This window comes from Burkholderia sp. BC1, from assembly GCF_052683555.1.
This window is the reverse complement of record NZ_JBQYLP010000018.1, coordinates 61,371-77,379: the sequence shown is the minus strand read 5'-3', so window position 1 is coordinate 77,379 and position 16,009 is coordinate 61,371. Positions and strand designations below refer to the sequence as shown.

Here is a 16,009-nt window from a genome sequence, read left to right as displayed (position 1 = left end):
GCGCATGAACGCAACCGTTCCAGGCCCGACCGCGCCCGCCGAAACCGCCGTGCGCACGCCGTGGCGCGAATTCTGGCGCAAGTTCCGCAAGCAGACGGTGGCGCTCGTCGCCGGCGGATTCGTGCTGATGCTCGTCGTGCTCGCGTTCGTCGGCCCGCACGTCGTGCCGTTCGATCCGGAGAACTACTTCGACTACGACGCGCTGAACGCGGGCCCGTCGGCCGTGCACTGGTTCGGCGTCGATTCGCTCGGCCGCGACATCTTCAGCCGGATCGTCGCGGGCACGCGGATCTCGCTTGCGGCCGGCTTCTTCTCGGTCGCGCTCGGCGCGCTGATCGGCACGCTGTTCGGGCTGCTCGCCGGCTACTACGAAGGCTGGTGGGACCGCATCACGATGCGCATCGCCGACGTGCTGTTCGCGTTTCCCGGCATCCTGCTCGCGATCGGCGTCGTCGCGATTCTCGGCAACGGGATGGTCAACGTGATCTGCGCGGTCGCGATCTTCAGCATCCCGGCGTTCGCGCGGCTCGTGCGCGGCAACACGTTGATGCTCAAGCACATGACCTACGTCGAGGCCGCGCGCAGCATCGGCGCGTCCGACTGGACGATCATCATGCGGCACATCCTGCCGGGCACCGTGTCGTCGGTCGTCGTCTACTTCACGATGCGCATCGGCACCTCGATCATCACGGCCGCGAGCCTGTCGTTCCTCGGGCTCGGCGCGCAGCCGCCGACACCCGAGTGGGGCGCGATGCTGAACGAAGCGCGTGCGGACATGGTCGCCGCGCCGCACGTCGCGATTTTTCCGAGCCTCGCGATCTTCCTGACCGTGCTCGCGTTCAATCTGCTCGGCGACGGCCTGCGCGACGCGCTCGACCCGAAACTGGAGCGTCGCTGATGCACACCGTGCCGGGGTGGAACGGCGCGTTGCCTGCCGGCCCGCGCAACACGATCGCCGACGTGCCGGGCGTGACGGTCGGCCATTGCACGCTCGACGACGGCGCGGTGCAGACGGGCGTCACGGTCGTCAAGCCGCATCCGGGCGATCCGTACCGCAGCAAGGTGCCGGCCGGCGCGGCCGTGATCAACGGCTTCGGCAAGAGCGTCGGGCTCGTGCAGGTCGACGAGCTCGGCACGCTCGACACGCCGATCGCGCTGACGAACACGTTCGGCGTCGGCACCGTCGCGCAGGCGCAGATCCGTGCGGCCGTCGCCGCGAATCCGCAGATCGGCCGCGACTGGCCGACCGTGAACCCGCTCGTGTTCGAGTGCAACGACGGTTATCTGAACGACCTTCACGCGTTCGCGATCGCACCCGCGCATTACGACGCCGCATGCGCGGCCGCGTCGCGCGAGGTCGCGCGCGGTGCGGTCGGCGCCGGGCGCGGGATGTCGTGCTTCGATCTGAAGGGCGGCATCGGCTCCGCGTCGCGCGTCGCGATCGCGGCCGGTCGGCCCTATACGGTCGGCGCGCTCGTGCTCGCGAATTTCGGCCGGCTGCCGATGCTGACGCTCGGCGGCGTGCCGGTCGGACGCATCGTCGCGGCGCGGCAGGCGGCGGGCGAGCCGGTCGCGCGGCCGGAGCAGGGCTCGATCATCATGCTCGTCGCGACCGATGCGCCGCTCGACGCGCGGCAACTGTCGCGGCTCGCGCGTCGTGCGGCGGCCGGGCTCGCGCGCACCGGCTCGGTGTACGGGCACGGCAGCGGCGACATCGCGCTCGCGTTCTCGACCGCCTATACGATCGCGCACGATGCCGATTACGTCGCGCTGCCGGCGCTCGTCGCCGATGCCGCGCTCGACCCGCTGTTCATGGCCGCGGCCGACAGCGTCGAGCACGCGATCGCCGACGCGTTGCTGCAGGCTGTCACGGTCGTCGGCCGCGACGGGCACGTGCGGCGCGCGCTGCGCGACGCGGTGCCCGACCTCGACCGCCTGCTCAACGAAGGACCGACCACCATTCAACGATGAAGATCCTGATCTCGACCGATATCGAAGGCGTCGCCGGCGTGTTTGCCGTCGAGCAGACGCGCGCCGGCAATCCCGAGTACGAACGGGCGCGGCGCTGGATGACCGCCGAAGCGAATGCGGCGATCGAAGGCGCGTTCGCGGGCGGCGCGCAGTCCGTGTGGGTCAACGACTCGCACGGCGGTTATCGCAACCTGCTGCCGGACGCGCTCGACGCACGCGCGCGCGTCGTGCTCGGCAAGCCGCGCACGCTCGGGATGATGGCGGGCCTCGAACGGCAGCCGGACCTCGTGTTCATGATCGGCTATCACGCGAAGTCGCAGACGCGCGGCGTGCTTGCGCACACGATCAACACCTTCGCCTTTACGCAGGTCTGGCTCAACGGCGTCGAGCTCGGCGAGGCGGGGCTCTATGGCGCGCTCGCGCGCGAATACGGCGCGCACGTCGTGCTCGCGTCCGGCGACGACGTGTTCGCCGAAGAAACGCAGCCGCTGTTTCCCGATGCCCGTTTCGAGACCGTGAAGACGGCCGGCGGCGCATCGAGCGGCGACACGCTGACGCCGGCCGCCGCATGCGCGCGGATTGCGATCGCCGCGCGCGAAACGGTCGCGCGCGCGGTGTCGAGCGGATTGCGCGCCGGCGCGCATCGGCCCGCGCCGGCGCACTGCACGCTGCGCGTACAGACGCCCGCAATCGCCGACCTGTTCTGCGTGCTGCCGTCGCTCGAGCGCGTCGATGCGGTGACGCTGCGTTTCGAGGGGCCGTCGGTCGAGCACGTGGTGCGCACGCTGAACAGCTTGTCGGCGATGTCGTTCATGCTGCGCTGAGGCGGCGCTGCCGCGGCTTGCGGCAGCGGACAAAAAAACGCGCGTCTGCCGGATTCTGCAGCCGCGCTCAAAGGCACTCGGTCGGCAAAAACGCCCGGCGGCATGCGCCGAGCCGCCTGGTCTGTGGGTCACGCGATCATTGTTTCCTAATACGATTCAATGACGTCGAATTGCGGTCGATAAGACAGAATAGGATGCGGATCACGCAAGCCAAAACCCGTCGTGCCGACGACGCATGTGCGTGCGCAGCATGCGTGTCGTCTACGCGTCGTCGCGCGCACACGGCGGCCCGTCCGGACGCCGTTTCCGCGCCGTTTCCGCCGCCCGCGGCGCTTGCGCGACGCAGCATCGATTCAGCGCGCAAACGATAACGCCGCGTGCCGCGACGCCGGATTCGGCATCGCGACACGCGGCGTCGCGTCACGTGCGCCGGCGTCGGCCGGCGCGCGCCTTACACGTCGAAGAACACCGTTTCGTCCGGGCCCTGCATCCGGATGTCGAACCGATAGACGACCGGCCGGCCCGGCTGTGCGTCGCGCTTCGCGACCAGCGTCGCACGGCGCTCGGCCGGCACCGCGTTCAGCACCGGATCGTTCGCGTTCGCCGCCGCTTCGTCGTCGAAATACAGGCGCGTGAACGCGTGCGTGAGGATCCCGCGCATCATGACGGTCACGTTCACGTGCGGTGCGTCGTCCGCGCCGATGCGGCCGGGCTTGACCGTCTCGACGACGTAGCGATGCTGCGGATCGGTGCCGGTGCCGACCCGCGCGAAGCCCGTGAAGCCGGACTTCGCGATGTCGTCGCGCGATGCCGGATAGCGGCCCGCGCCGTCCACCTGCGTGAACTCGAGGATCGCGTCGCTGACGACGTTGCCGTCGCCGTCGAATACCTGACCGACCAGCAGCACGTGCTCGCCTTCGGCGTGCGGCGCGGCGAGCGTCGGCGTAAACAGGCTCTTCAGATCGTAGTCGTACTGCTGCGGACACAGGCCGTAGGCGAAATACGGGCCGACCGTTTGCGAAGGGGTTTGCTTCAGCGTCGTCATGGTTCAGCGCTCCATCGGGGTGGCGTCGCGGCCGCGCAGCACGATGTCGAATTCGTAGCCGAGCGCATAGCCTTCTTCGGTAATGTCCATCGAAAAACGCGAGATCAGCCGCTCGCGCGCGGCTTCCGGCGTGCCCTGGAAGATCGGGTCGTACGCGAGCAGCGGATCGCCGGGGAAGTACATCTGCGTGACGAGACGCGAGCCGAAATAGTCGCCGAACAGCGAGAAGTGGATGTGATTCGGGCGCCACGCGTTCGGATGGTTGCCCCACGGGTATGCGCCGGGCTTGATCGTCAGGAAGCGGTAGCGGCCTTCGTCGTCGGTCAGGCAGCGGCCGGCGCCGAGGAAATTCGGATCGAGCGGCGCGTCGTGCTGATCGACCTTGTGCACGTAGCGGCCGGCCGCGTTCGCCTGCCACACTTCGACGAGCGTGTTGCGCACCGGCTTGCCGCCTTCGTCGAGCACGCGGCCCGTGACGACGATCCGCTCGCCGAGCGGCTCGCCGTTCTTCACGGCGTTTTTCGTCAGATCGTGGTCGAGCGGGCCGAGATCCTCGGCGCCGTAGACGGGCGCGTACTGGTCGCGCAGCTTTTCCTTCAGCGGGATCAGCGGCCGCGTCGGGCCGCGTTTGACCGACGAGCGGTACTCGGGATGGACATACGCGGGATGCGACGGCCAGTCGCGCGGCGTGAGGATCGTGGGGGCATCCATCGGGCGTCTCCTGAAGATGTTTCGACAAGTGGATGGCAGGACTTTAGCCAATCCGGAAAGTTATGCAAAATGACCTTTTTTCGCGGATCGTATAACGGGTGGTTATACATCGGTCGAGCGCGCCGATTCGCGTGGCGCCGCGTGTCGGCGGGCGTCGGGCGGGCCGTGAGGCGCGTCTTCGGCGATCTGTTTCCGCCACGCTGTCGATCCCGGACCTCGGGCTGCTTCGGTTTTGCCGAAAAGTTATGCAAAATGGCACTTTATCGCCCATCGCATAACGATCTGTTATGAATAATCGAATCGCGGACGGCCGCGTCAAGTTCCGGCATCTGCAGTGCTTTCTCGCGGTCGCGCAGCTGGGCGGCGTGCAGAAGGCCGCGGAAAGCCTGTCGATCACGCAGCCGGCGGTGTCGAAGACGATCGCCGAGCTGGAGGGCATTCTCGGCGTGAAGCTGTTCGAGCGCGGCCGCCACGGCGCGCAGCCGACGCGCGAAGCGCAACTCTTCATGCCGCATGCGAACGCGTGCGTGCTCGCATTGCGGCAGGGCGTCGGCTTGCTCGCGCGCGAGGGCGGCGCGGCCGCCGCGACGCTCGAGATCGGCATGCTGCCGACCGTGGCCGCGTCGCTCGCGCCGGCACTGATGAAGGCGCTGGCCGCACGCTGGCCGCGCGTCGTCGTGCGGATCGCGACGGCGGCCAATACGGAGCTGCTCGAACGGCTGAAGGCCGGGGCGATCGAATGCGCGATCGGGCGCTTGTCGGAGCCCGAGCGCATGGTCGGGCTCGCGTTCGAGCAGCTGTACAACGAGCCGCTCGTCGCGGTCGTGCGCGCCGGCCATCCGCTGCTCGCAAGCGCCGCGCCGGCCGCCGAGCTCGCGCGCTATCCGGTCGTGCTGCCGCCGTACGGTACGCTGATTCGCCAGTCGGCCGAGCAGCTGCTCGGCGCGTGCGGGGCGCCGCCGCTCGATGCGTTCATCGAGGTGCTGTCGGTGTCGGTCGCGCGTGCGCTCGCGCTCGAGAACGATGCGGTGTGGTTCGTGCCGCTGTATGCGGCCGAATACGATCTGTCGGCCGGCGCGCTCGCGCGGCTGCCGCTGCCGGCCGCCGGCACCGACGAGCCGGTCGGGCTCGTGCTGCGCACCGACGCGCAGCCGACGCCCGTCGCGCGCACGCTGATCGACGCGGTGCGCGATATTGCGCGTGCGCGCTTCGGCGACGCGCGGCCGCGCCGCGCGGCGCGCAAACCGGCGCGTCGTGGCGGCTGACGCGCGAGGGTGTCGCGGTCGAGGTTGGATGCGCGGGCGAGGGCGTGGGCGACGCGTCGCGGAGCCGCGAGTCGTCGGCCGCAGGGCAGTCAGCCGTCGGCCGCGAGCTACGAGCTACGAGCCGTTAGCCGCGGGGGCCGTCAACCGCCTGCCGCCAATCGCCAATCGCCAACCGCCAGCCGCGAGCCGTCAGCCGCAGGGCCGTCAACCGCTAGCTGCGGGCCGCCAACCGCCAACCGCCAAACGCCAAACGCCAAACGCCAAACGCCAAACGCCAAACGCCAAACGCCAAGCGCGAAGCGCCAAGCGCCAAGCGTCAAACGTCGAGCTCCAAACGTCGAGCTCCAAACGTCGAGCGCCAACCGCCGAGCACCAACCGCCACGCCGCCACCCGCACCCGCGACCACACGGCGCATCGCATCACCCCCGCCGCACCATCATCCGCAGATAGAGCAGCGCGCCGCCGGCAAGCAGCAGCGGGCACACGACATACCATCCCGTCGTCACGAACAGCCCGGCGACCGCGATCAGCGAAATCCACGCGCAGCGATACGCGACGCTGCCGCGCGGCAGCAGTTTCAGTGCAGCCGCCGCGCCGAGCCCGTACACCATCACGAAGCAGCCCGACGTGACGAGCACGAGCGGCGTCGGCCCGACGCCCGCGAGCGTCGTCGCGGCGAGCGCGGCCGCCGCGAGCACCGCAATCGCAGCGAGGCTGCGGCGCGGCACGCCGCCGACCTGACTGCCTTGCGCGAGCCACGCGGGCAGCGCGCCGTCGCGGCCGAGCGCCGCGCCGAGTTTCGCCGCGCCGGCGAAATAGGCGTTCATCGTGCCGAGCGTGAGCAGCAGCGCCGCGGCCGTCGCCAGCACCTGCGCATGGCCGCCGATACCGCCGGCGATCAGTTCGGCGAGCGGGGCGCCCGACGCGCCGGCCGACGGCCCGAGCACCATCACGCTCGCCGCGGCCACGGACAGATAGAGCAAGCCGACGACCACGACCGCAATGCCGGCCGAGCGCGGCATGTCGTGCGCGGGGCGTCGAAATTCGGCCGCCAGATGCGTGATCGCTTCCCATCCGGCGAAACTCCAGACGAGCAGCGCGGCCGCCTGTCCGACCGCGAGCCAGCCGTGCGGCGCGAACGGATGCAGGTTCGCCGTGCGCGCATGCGGCGCGGACGCGAGCACGGCCGCGAGCAGCAGCGTCACGAGCAGCGCCGACAGCACGAGTTGCATGCGGCCCGACACCGTCACGCCGAACGCGTTCGCAGCCGACACGATGGCGATCAGCGCGGCCGCGGTCGCGATGACGGTCGTTTGTCCGCCGCCCGTCACGGCCGCGACGTACGCGCCGCCGAACATCGCGGCCGCCGGCGCGCCGGCCGGCACCGCGAAATAGAAGCACCAGCCGACGATGGCCGCCGCCTTCGGCCCGAACGCGCGTCGCGCATACGTCGATACGCCGCCGGCGTCCGGGTAGCGCGCGCCGAGCGCCGCGAACGTCGCCGCGAGCGGTGCCGACAGCACGACGAGCGCGGCCCAGGCGAGCAGCGACGCGGGGCCCGCGACGTCGGCGGCCAGCGCGGGCAACGCGATCACGCCGGTGCCGAGCACCGCGCCGATATACAGCGCGGCGCCCTGGAAAATCGTCAGCGAACCGCCGTGATGAGCGGCGGGCGAATCGGCGTGCGAGCGCATGGGTGACTGTCTCCGGACGGCTTGTCGTACGCGCGGCGTGCCGCGCGGTGAATAATCGTCCGATGCTACCCGAACGGCAGCGGGGCCGCGGCGCGGCGATCAGTAGTCGGCGGCGCGCCCGATGTCAGCGGACGTCAGTAGCGGCGTGCGAGCCGGATGCGCGCGTCCTCGCGCTCGGCGGCCGTCAGGTCGGGCACATAGCGGAACGCGCCGGACACGAGCGAGGCGATCGGCACGCCGTCGCGAAACAGCACGCGATTGCCGGCGAGCGCCGGCACCTTGTCGCCGGGCAGCAGCGTGCCGACGAGGTTGAGCGGATCGACGCCGGTCACGCAGACGGTCTGTCCGTCGCCCGGCTGCCGCCGTATTTCGCGCAGGATCGGGATCGCTTCGGGCAACGCGAATTGCTCGCCCGCGAGGCCCGCGACGAAGCGGCCGCCACGGATTTCGCCGCGCGCTTCGAGGCGCTGCAGCACGCGCACGAGCTCGCGCCAGCTCGGCAGCCAGTCGGCTTCGCGCTCGAGCAGCCGCCAGAAGACGACGCCGTAGCGGCGCAGCAATGTCCACACGACGTGTTCGAGCGCGGCCGGATCGGTCGCGGGCGCGTGGCGCTTCGGTGCATCCGTCTGCGCGCGCTCGGCCGGGCGCTGTACGAGCGCCCAGCGGCCCGCGTCGTCCATGCCGCCGATCAGCGCGCCGCCGCGCCGCGTGCGCGGCGCGTAGGTCGCGCTGCGCTTGACGGCCGGCTTCAGCAGCGCGCGCAGCCCCGCGAAGCTGTCCGCGTTGGCAAGGCCGGCCGAGACGAGTTCGCCGAGCGCCTGTTCGAGTTCGACCGGTAGCATGTGCAGCTCGTCGAGCAGCGCGTCGAAGAACATCGCGCCGTGCGCGGCGAGCGCATCGCGCACCTGCGCGGCGCGCGCCGACAGCGTCGGCTGCGCGTCGGGATCGCGCAGCGCATGCCATGCGGCCAGATGCCGGCGCGGCAGCAGCACGATCGGCGTGGTCTTCACGGGCGTGCCGGCCGCGCGCGCGGGCGCGCCGATCCGTGTCCAGACGAGCTTGCCGGAGCGGCACAGCTCGTCGAGGCCGCCCGCCGTGTAGTCGCTGAGCCGCGCCGGCAGCAGCGCGTCTTCCCATGCGCCCGCGGCGGCCTCGTAGCCTTCGAGCTGCTCGACGACGGCCGCGAGCGCGTCGCGGCCTGTGCCGCGTGTGTCGGGTGTCAGATGCTGCCAGTGGAACAGGAAGCGCATGAAGTCCGCACGCTCGACCGGCTCGATTTCGCGGCGCAGCCGCTTCACCGTATAGCGATGAATGCGCGCGAGCAGATGGCGTTCGCACCATTCGTCGACGGGCGTGCCCGGCGTGAAGCGACCACGCATCACGTAGCCTTCGCGTTCGAGGGCCGCGAGCGCCGCCGCGGCGGCGGCCGGCGGCAGGCCGAGCGGTCGCGCGATCGCATCGAGCGGCAACGGGCCGAAACCGGTCAGCCGCGCGCGGATCAGCTCGACGCACGCGGCGTCCGCTTCCCACGGCTGCGCGCATGCGGCCGGCACCTTCAGCGCGGGCGTCACGCGCGCATCCGCGTGCACCGCGCGCACGCAGACGAGCCGTTCGACCGGCACCCACAGCGCGGCGCCGTCCGGCGTGACGAGCTTCGTCGCGCGGCGACTGCCCGCGAGTTCGGCGAGCCACGCAGGCCAGCCTTCGTGTGCGTTCGCTTCGTCTTCGGCGATGCATGCGAGCGTCAGCAGCGCATCGTGCATTTCGTCCGCATCGCGCACGAGCGGCCACGCTTCGTCGCGCACCGCGGCGATCGCATCAGCGTCGAGCGCGCCGAGATCGTCGGCCGATTCGGGATCGCTCCAGCGGCGCGACAACACCGCCTGCGTGCGGCGCTCCTCGATCGGCGCATCGTCGAGATACGCGTACGGTTTCGCGTTGAGGATCTCGGCCGCGAGCGGCGACGGCGCGGGCAGGTCGCGCGCGATCAGTTCGACCGCGCCGCTTTCGATCCGGCGTAGCAGCGCCAGCCAGCCGTCGGCGTCCATCGCGTCGTGCAGGCAATCGTCGAGCGTCTGGTCGACGAGCGGGTGATGCGGAATCTCGCGTTCGCCGACGACGTTCTCGAGGCACGCGGCCTGATCGGGAAACACGGTCGCGAGCAGGTCGTCGCTTTTCATCCGCTGCAGTTGCGGTGCCGTGCGCCGGCCGCCCGTGAAGCGCGGCAGCGCGAGCGACGTCGTCGCATTCCAGCGCCAGCGCACGCCGAACAGCGGCGCGTCGAGCAGCGCCTGGATCAGCACGTGTTCGGCGCTCGTCGAGCGCAGGTAGCGCCATACGTCCTCGAGCGCGAAGCTGTGCGCGAGCGACAGCGACAGGATGATCGCATCGTCGGTCGCCGCCGCCTGCAGTTCGAAGTTGAAACTGCGGCAGAAGCGCTTGCGCAGCGCGAGCCCCCACGCGCGGTTGATGCGGCTGCCGAACGGCGAGTGGATCACGAGCTGCGTGCCGCCCGATTCGTCGAAGAAGCGCTCCATCACGAGCGTGTCCTGCGTCGGCAGTGCGCCGAGCGCCGCGCGGGCGCGCGCGAGATAGTCGACGATCTGCCGGGCCGCTTCGTCGGACAGCCGCAGCTCGTCGACGAGCCAGCGCAGCGCCGGCGCCAGGCGGCTGTCCGCGAGCGCGACGCCGGTTGCGGGTGCGGCGCCCGGATCGGCATCGGCGCCGGCGCGCTTGCGCGATGCGGCGCGCGCCTGCGTCCGGCGATCGCCTTCGGCAAACAGCGCGTCGAGCTGCGCACGCAGCCGGCCGACGGCCGCCGACAGCTCGTCGCTGCGTCCCGGCGCTTCGCCGAGCCAGAACGGAATGTTCGGCGACTGGCCCTGCGCATCCTCGACGCGCACGCGCCCCGTTTCGACGCGAATGATCCGGTACGACTGATTGCCGAGCTGGAACACGTCGCCGGCGAGGCTCTCGACTGCGAAGTCTTCGTTGACCGTGCCGACCTGGATGCCTTGCGGTTCGAGCAGCACCGCGTAGTCGGCCATGTCGGGAATCGTGCCGCCGGAGGTCGTCGCCGTCATCATCGCGTTGCGCCGGCCGCGCACGGTGCCGCCGACGACGTCGCGGTGCAGATACGCGCCGCGCACGCCGCGGCGGCTCGTGAAGCCTTCCGCAAGCATCTTCATCACGTCGTCGAAGCGCTCGCGCGACAGGCGCGCATAGGGCGCGGCGCGCGTGAAGCTCGCGTAGAGCGCGTCCTCGCGCCATTCCGCGCACGCGACTTCGGCGACGATCTGCTGGGCGAGCACGTCGAGCGGCGCTTCCGGAATCCGCAGCGTGTCGAGTTCGCCGCGGCGCACACAGTCGAGCAACGCCGCGCATTCGACGAGCTCGTCGCGCGACAGCGGAAACAGCCGGCCCTTCGGCACGCCGCCGACGTGGTGCCCCGAGCGGCCGACGCGCTGCAGGAACGGCGCGATCCCGCGCGGCGAACCGACCTGGCAGACGAGATCGACATCGCCGATGTCGATGCCGAGTTCGAGCGATGCGGTCGCGACGAGCAGCTTCAGTTCGCCGCGCTTGAGCCGCTGCTCCGCATCGAAGCGATGCTCCTTCGCGAGACTGCCGTGATGCGCGGCGATCGCGTCCTTGCCGAGCCGCTCGGCGAGATGACGCGCCATGCGCTCGGCCGTGCGCCGCGTGTTGACGAACACGAGCGTCGTGCGATGCGCGGCCGCGAGCGCCGCGATGCGGTCGTACAGCTGTTCCCACACGTCGTTCGCCATCACCGGTTCGAGCGGCACGTTCGGCAGTTCGAGCGCGAGATCGCGTTCACGCGTGTGGCCCGTATCGACGATCGCGCATTCGCGCGGCGCGTCGGCCGGGCCGCCGACGAGAAAGCGCGCGACCGCATCGATCGGCTTTTGCGTGGCCGACAGCCCGATGCGCGGCAGCGCACGGCCGACCAGCGCGTCGAGCCGTTCGAGCGACAGCGCGAGATGACTGCCGCGCTTCGACGACGCGAGCGCGTGGATTTCGTCGACGATCACCGATCGAACGGTCGACAGCATCTGCCGGCCCGAGGTCGACGACAGCAGCACGTACAGCGATTCGGGCGTCGTCACGAGGATGTGCGGCGCGCGCTTGCGCAGCGCGCTGCGCTCGGCCTGCGTCGTATCGCCCGTGCGTACCGCGGTGCGGATCGTCGGCACGGGCATGCCGAGCTGCGCGAGCGATTCGGCGATGCCGGCAAGCGGCGCATTGAGATTCACGTGAATGTCGTTCGACAGCGCCTTCAGCGGCGATACGTAGACGACGAGCGTCGCGTCCGGCAGCGCGCCGTCATGCGCGAGCGCGTCGCGCACGAGTTCGTCGAGCGCGCACAGAAACGCGGTCAGCGTCTTGCCGGAACCGGTCGGCGCGGCGACGAGCGTCGAGCGGCCGGCCTTGATGTGCGGCCACGCGAGCGCCTGCGCGCCGGTCGGTGCGGCGAACGTGCGGCGAAACCAAGCGGCGACGGCCGGATGAAACACATCCAGCGCGCGCGTGGCGGGGCGGGTAGCGGTGGCGTCCATCGGTTCGGTGAATTGGGGTGCGAGCGCAGGCGCGGCCGTGCGCGCATCGCCAGTGTGCCAGACGTCGCGCGCGCGTGCCGCGCGTGACGGAACGGGGATTCACCACAGATGGGGGACGTCGCGCGACTTTCAACGTGCGCGCACGCGTCGCCGCCGTGCGCTACACGCGATGCAGCCAGCCGAGCCAGTGCTGCAGCAGCGGCGCGGGCGTCCACGCAGACTGCACGAGCCAGAGCGTGCCGCCCCACGCGGCCGCGACGACGATCAGATCGCAGTGGCCGCTGTTCCAGAGATTGAGCGAGTGGCGCCGCCAGATCCATGGCACGCCGAGCGGGTTCGGCCAGTCGGCGAGCAGATGCATCAGGCCGCCGCACGCGAAGCCGAACAGCGGCGCGGCCCAGAGCGGATGCGGATGATGCGTGAGTCCGTGCCAGCCGAGCGCGAGCAGCGCGAGCCAGCCGATGCCCCAGTGCGTGACGGTGCGATGCGCGATCCACAGCCGCCGCTTGCGGCTCCACCACGCGAGTTCGAGCCAGTCGGGCGCCGTGCCGCCCGCGACGCCGGCGATGAATGCGGCGACGAGCGCGGTATGCCACGGCCCGGTGGCGCCCGTTTGCGCGACGAGGGCGGCGGCCGCGACGCCCGCCGCGAAGCCGGACGCATGATGCGCGTTGTGCGATGCCATATGAAACGAAAGACGAAGAAGCCTGAACGAACGGGAACGGCGGCGCCGCGCCCGGAAAAGCGGGGCGCTATCTTCTCAGATGCGTGCAGGCAGCGGGCGATCGGTTGCAGATTTTTTCGTTTCGGCGCGAGGCACGGGAACCGCGCGTGCCGTTTCATCGCAGAGCGGCACGACGCACACAAGCGCATGACGATTCGCGGTGCGGCGCGTGTTCGACCCTTTTTGTCCCCCTGTACTACGAAACCGGCCTATGGCCGCCGGCGCGCCAGCGGCTATAAACGGATCGGGTGCTTTTCCAGCCTGAAGGAGATCCATATGGGGGACATGCAATGACTACGCTGAATCGCTTCAAATCATCCGCCGTCGTGTTCGCGACGGTGGCCGGCATCGGTTTCCTGCCGAACGCACCCGTCTATGCGAAGGGCCCGCAACCCGCGGTGCTGACGAGCTCGGCCGTCGCGGTCGCCGACAAGTACAGCGCGGATGCCGCCGAGCAGATCTTCAAGGAAGGCGGCAACGCGATCGACGCGGCCGTCGCCATCGCATTCACGCTCGCCGTCACGTATCCGGAAGCCGGCAACATCGGCGGCGGCGGCTTCATGACGATCTACAAGGACGGCAAGCCGTACTTCATCGACTACCGCGAACGCGCGCCGCTCGCGGCGACGAAGGACATGTACCTCGACAAGGACGGCAACGTCATCAAGGGGATGAGCCTCTACGGCCCGCGCGCGGTCGGCGTGCCGGGCACGGTCGCCGGCATGTGGGAGGCGCAGAAGCGCTTCGGCAAGCTGAAATGGAAGCAGGTGCTCGCGCCGGCGATCCACTACGCGCGCGACGGCTTCATCGTCGACGAGCAGCTCGCGCAGCGCGGCGTCGATGCATCGAAGGAGTTCGGCGGCAAGACGAACTTCGACAAGTACTTCTCGGGGCTGAAGGCCGGTGCGAACTTCAAGCAGCCCGATCTCGCCGCCGTGCTGGCGCGCATCGCGAACCAGGGTGCGGAAGGCTTTTACAAGGGCAAGACGGCCGAGCTGATTGCCGCATCGATGAAGAGCGGCGACGGCAACGGCCTGATCACGACCGAGGATCTCGCGCAATATCGCGCGGTGTGGCGCGAGCCCGTGCAGGCCAAGTGGAACGGCTACGACGTGATCACCGCGCCGCCGCCGAGCTCGGGCGGGATCGGCCTCGTGCAGTTGCTGAAGATGAAGGCCGATCGGAAGCAGGATTTCGAGGGCGTGACGCTGAACTCGCCGCAATACATCCATCTCGTCGCGGAAATCGAGAAGCGTGTGTTCGCCGATCGTGCGCAGTATCTCGGCGATCCGGATTTCTACAAGGTGCCGGTCGCGCAATTGACCGACGACGCCTATATCGCGAAGCGCGCAGCCGAAGTCAACCCGAAGGAGCCGTCCGATACGAAGAGCGTGCAGCCTGGCCTCGGCACGACGATGCCGGAGAAGGCCGAGACGACGCACTACTCCGTCGTCGACAAGTGGGGCAACGCGGTCTCGAACACGTACACGATCAACGGCTATTTCGGGTCGGGCGTGATTGCCGACGGCACGGGCATCGTGCTGAACGACGAGATGGACGACTTCTCCGCGAAGCCGGGCGTCGCGAACATGTTCGGCGTGGTCGGCAGCGACGCGAACGCAATCGAGCCGAAGAAGCGTCCGCTGTCGTCGATGTCGCCGACGATCCTGACGAAGGACGGCAAGGTGTCGCTCGTGATCGGCACGCCGGGCGGCTCGCGGATCTTCACGTCGATCTTCCAGGTGATCAACAACATCTACGACTTCAAGATGCCGTTGAAGGAGGCCGTCGGCGCGATGCGCTTCCATCACCAACTGCTGCCGCCGAACACGATCTTCTGGGAGCCGTACCACCCGATCGAGGGTGAGCTCGCGAAGCAGCTCGAGGCGCGCGGCTATACGCTGAAGGGACAGGACTTCAGCGGCGACATCCAGGTGATCAAGGTCGACGGAAAAACGCCGGAAGCGGTGGCCGATCCGCGCGGACGCGGCGTGACGCGCATCATCCGGTAACGCGCGTCATTCGCGCGGCCGCGCTGACAATCGAGACGCCGGGTTCGCGCCCGGCGTTTTCCGTTGTGGACCGGCGCATGCGGCGCGCTGCCGTGCGTGTCGCGCGTGCCGTGCCGTGCCGGCGCCGGCACGAAGTCGTTTTTCATCAATTTGACGCGCGACGCTGGGATAATGCGGGAGTTTGGCTGCGACCCGATCGAAGGAGGCTCGATGAACGACAACCGCACCGAAACCGACGACCGCTCCGACACGCAATCGCTCGACGCGCGTCGGCGCCGTTTCGAGGAGGATCTCGTCGACGCCTACGACGAAGAGCTCGAGATGGAGCTCGATGATCGCCGCTTCGACGACGGCGACGAGCTGCTGTTCTCGCAGGAGCGCCGCGAGGCGCGCAAGCAGTATTTCCGCGAACTGTTCCGCCTGCAGGGCGAGCTCGTGAAGCTGCAGGACTGGGTCGTGAGCACCGGGCATCGGCTCGTCGTGATCTTCGAGGGGCGCGATGCGGCCGGCAAGGGCGGCGTAATCAAGCGCATCACGCAGCGGCTCAATCCGCGCGTCTGCCGCGTGGCTGCGCTACCCGCGCCGAACAACCGCGAACGGACGCAATGGTATTTCCAGCGCTACGTCGCGCATCTGCCGGCCGGCGGCGAGATCGTGCTGTTCGACCGCAGCTGGTACAACCGCGCGGGCGTCGAACGCGTGATGAATTTCTGTACCGACGACGAATACGAGGAGTTCTTCCGGTCGGTGCCCGAGTTCGAGAAGATGCTCGTGCGCAGCGGCATCCAGATCGTCAAGTACTGGTTCTCGATCACCGACAGCGAGCAGGAACTGCGTTTCCAGAGCCGGATCGAGGATCCGCTGAAGCAGTGGAAGCTGAGCCCGATGGATCTCGAGAGCCGCCGTCGCTGGGAGGCCTATACGGCCGCGAAGGAGGAGATGCTGCAGCGTACGCATATCCCCGAGGCGCCGTGGTGGGTCGTGCAGGCCGTCGACAAGAAGCGCGCGCGGCTCAACTGCATCCATCATCTGCTGAGCCAGGTGCCGTACCACGAAGTGCCGCGGCCGACGATCGAATTGCCGCAGCGCGAGCATCACGAGGACTACATTCGCCGGCCGGTGCCGGATCACATGATCGTGCCGGAAATCTATTGACCGGTGCGGGTGACCGGCGCGGGCGCGAGG

General features: G+C 69.5%; 11 protein-coding genes. 6 read left to right on the top strand and 5 right to left on the bottom strand.

Annotated features, from left to right (window positions below):
* Positions 1-4: 4 nt before the first annotated feature.
* Genes gsiD through ACSHSS_RS11940 form a run of 3 tightly spaced genes read left to right on the top strand, consistent with a single transcriptional unit; the run spans position 5 to position 2,795 of the window.
* A complete protein-coding gene (gsiD, locus tag ACSHSS_RS11950; protein WP_012217143.1) occupies positions 5-898 on the top strand; it encodes a glutathione ABC transporter permease GsiD in 894 nt (297 codons plus the stop codon).
* Positions 898-1,971 carry a DmpA family aminopeptidase gene (locus tag ACSHSS_RS11945; RefSeq protein ID WP_445544997.1) on the top strand — a complete coding sequence of 358 codons (1,074 nt, stop codon included), beginning with the start codon at positions 898-900 and terminating at the stop codon, positions 1,969-1,971. The genes gsiD and ACSHSS_RS11945 overlap by 1 nt, the downstream gene beginning before the upstream one ends.
* Positions 1,968-2,795, top strand: a complete 828-nt coding sequence (locus tag ACSHSS_RS11940; RefSeq protein WP_105756221.1) for a M55 family metallopeptidase — start codon at positions 1,968-1,970, stop codon at positions 2,793-2,795. The genes ACSHSS_RS11945 and ACSHSS_RS11940 overlap by 4 nt, the downstream gene beginning before the upstream one ends.
* A 451-nt stretch (positions 2,796-3,246) precedes the next feature.
* On the opposite strand, the gene pcaG is transcribed toward ACSHSS_RS11940, so the two are convergent.
* Positions 3,247-3,840 (bottom strand): protocatechuate 3,4-dioxygenase subunit alpha, encoded by a 594-nt coding sequence (pcaG, locus tag ACSHSS_RS11935; protein WP_006403756.1) that lies wholly within the window; start codon positions 3,838-3,840, stop codon positions 3,247-3,249.
* 3 nt (positions 3,841-3,843) lie between these two features.
* The gene (gene pcaH / locus ACSHSS_RS11930; protein ID WP_006399888.1) at positions 3,844-4,551 is read right to left on the bottom strand and encodes a protocatechuate 3,4-dioxygenase subunit beta; all 708 of its coding nucleotides are present in this window, start codon (positions 4,549-4,551) and stop codon (positions 3,844-3,846) included.
* Positions 4,552-4,838: 287 nt separating this feature from the next.
* Between pcaH and pcaQ the strand changes: the two genes are divergently transcribed.
* A complete protein-coding gene (pcaQ, locus tag ACSHSS_RS11925) occupies positions 4,839-5,816 on the top strand; it encodes a pca operon transcription factor PcaQ (RefSeq protein ID WP_006399889.1) in 978 nt (325 codons plus the stop codon).
* 420 nt (positions 5,817-6,236) lie between these two features.
* Here pcaQ and ACSHSS_RS11920 read toward each other — a convergent pair whose 3' ends face one another.
* The 3 genes from ACSHSS_RS11920 to ACSHSS_RS11910 form a co-directional block, all read right to left on the bottom strand.
* The gene (locus ACSHSS_RS11920; protein WP_445544996.1) at positions 6,237-7,511 is read right to left on the bottom strand and encodes an APC family permease; all 1,275 of its coding nucleotides are present in this window, start codon (positions 7,509-7,511) and stop codon (positions 6,237-6,239) included.
* Positions 7,512-7,645: 134 nt separating this feature from the next.
* Positions 7,646-12,088, bottom strand: coding sequence for a DEAD/DEAH box helicase (locus ACSHSS_RS11915; RefSeq protein ID WP_445544995.1), 4,443 nt, complete (start codon positions 12,086-12,088; stop codon positions 7,646-7,648).
* 160 nt (positions 12,089-12,248) lie between these two features.
* Positions 12,249-12,773, bottom strand: a complete 525-nt coding sequence (locus tag ACSHSS_RS11910) for a metal-dependent hydrolase (protein ID WP_445544994.1) — start codon at positions 12,771-12,773, stop codon at positions 12,249-12,251.
* Between the two features lie 329 nt (positions 12,774-13,102).
* Between ACSHSS_RS11910 and ggt the strand changes: the two genes are divergently transcribed.
* Both ggt and ppk2 read left to right on the top strand, forming a co-directional pair.
* A complete protein-coding gene (ggt, locus tag ACSHSS_RS11905; protein WP_445544993.1) occupies positions 13,103-14,824 on the top strand; it encodes a gamma-glutamyltransferase in 1,722 nt (573 codons plus the stop codon).
* 210 nt (positions 14,825-15,034) lie between these two features.
* On the top strand, positions 15,035-15,979 hold the full coding sequence (gene ppk2, locus ACSHSS_RS11900; protein ID WP_006402457.1) for a polyphosphate kinase 2: 945 nt from the start codon (positions 15,035-15,037) through the stop codon (positions 15,977-15,979).
* The last annotated feature ends 30 nt before the right edge of the window (positions 15,980-16,009 follow it).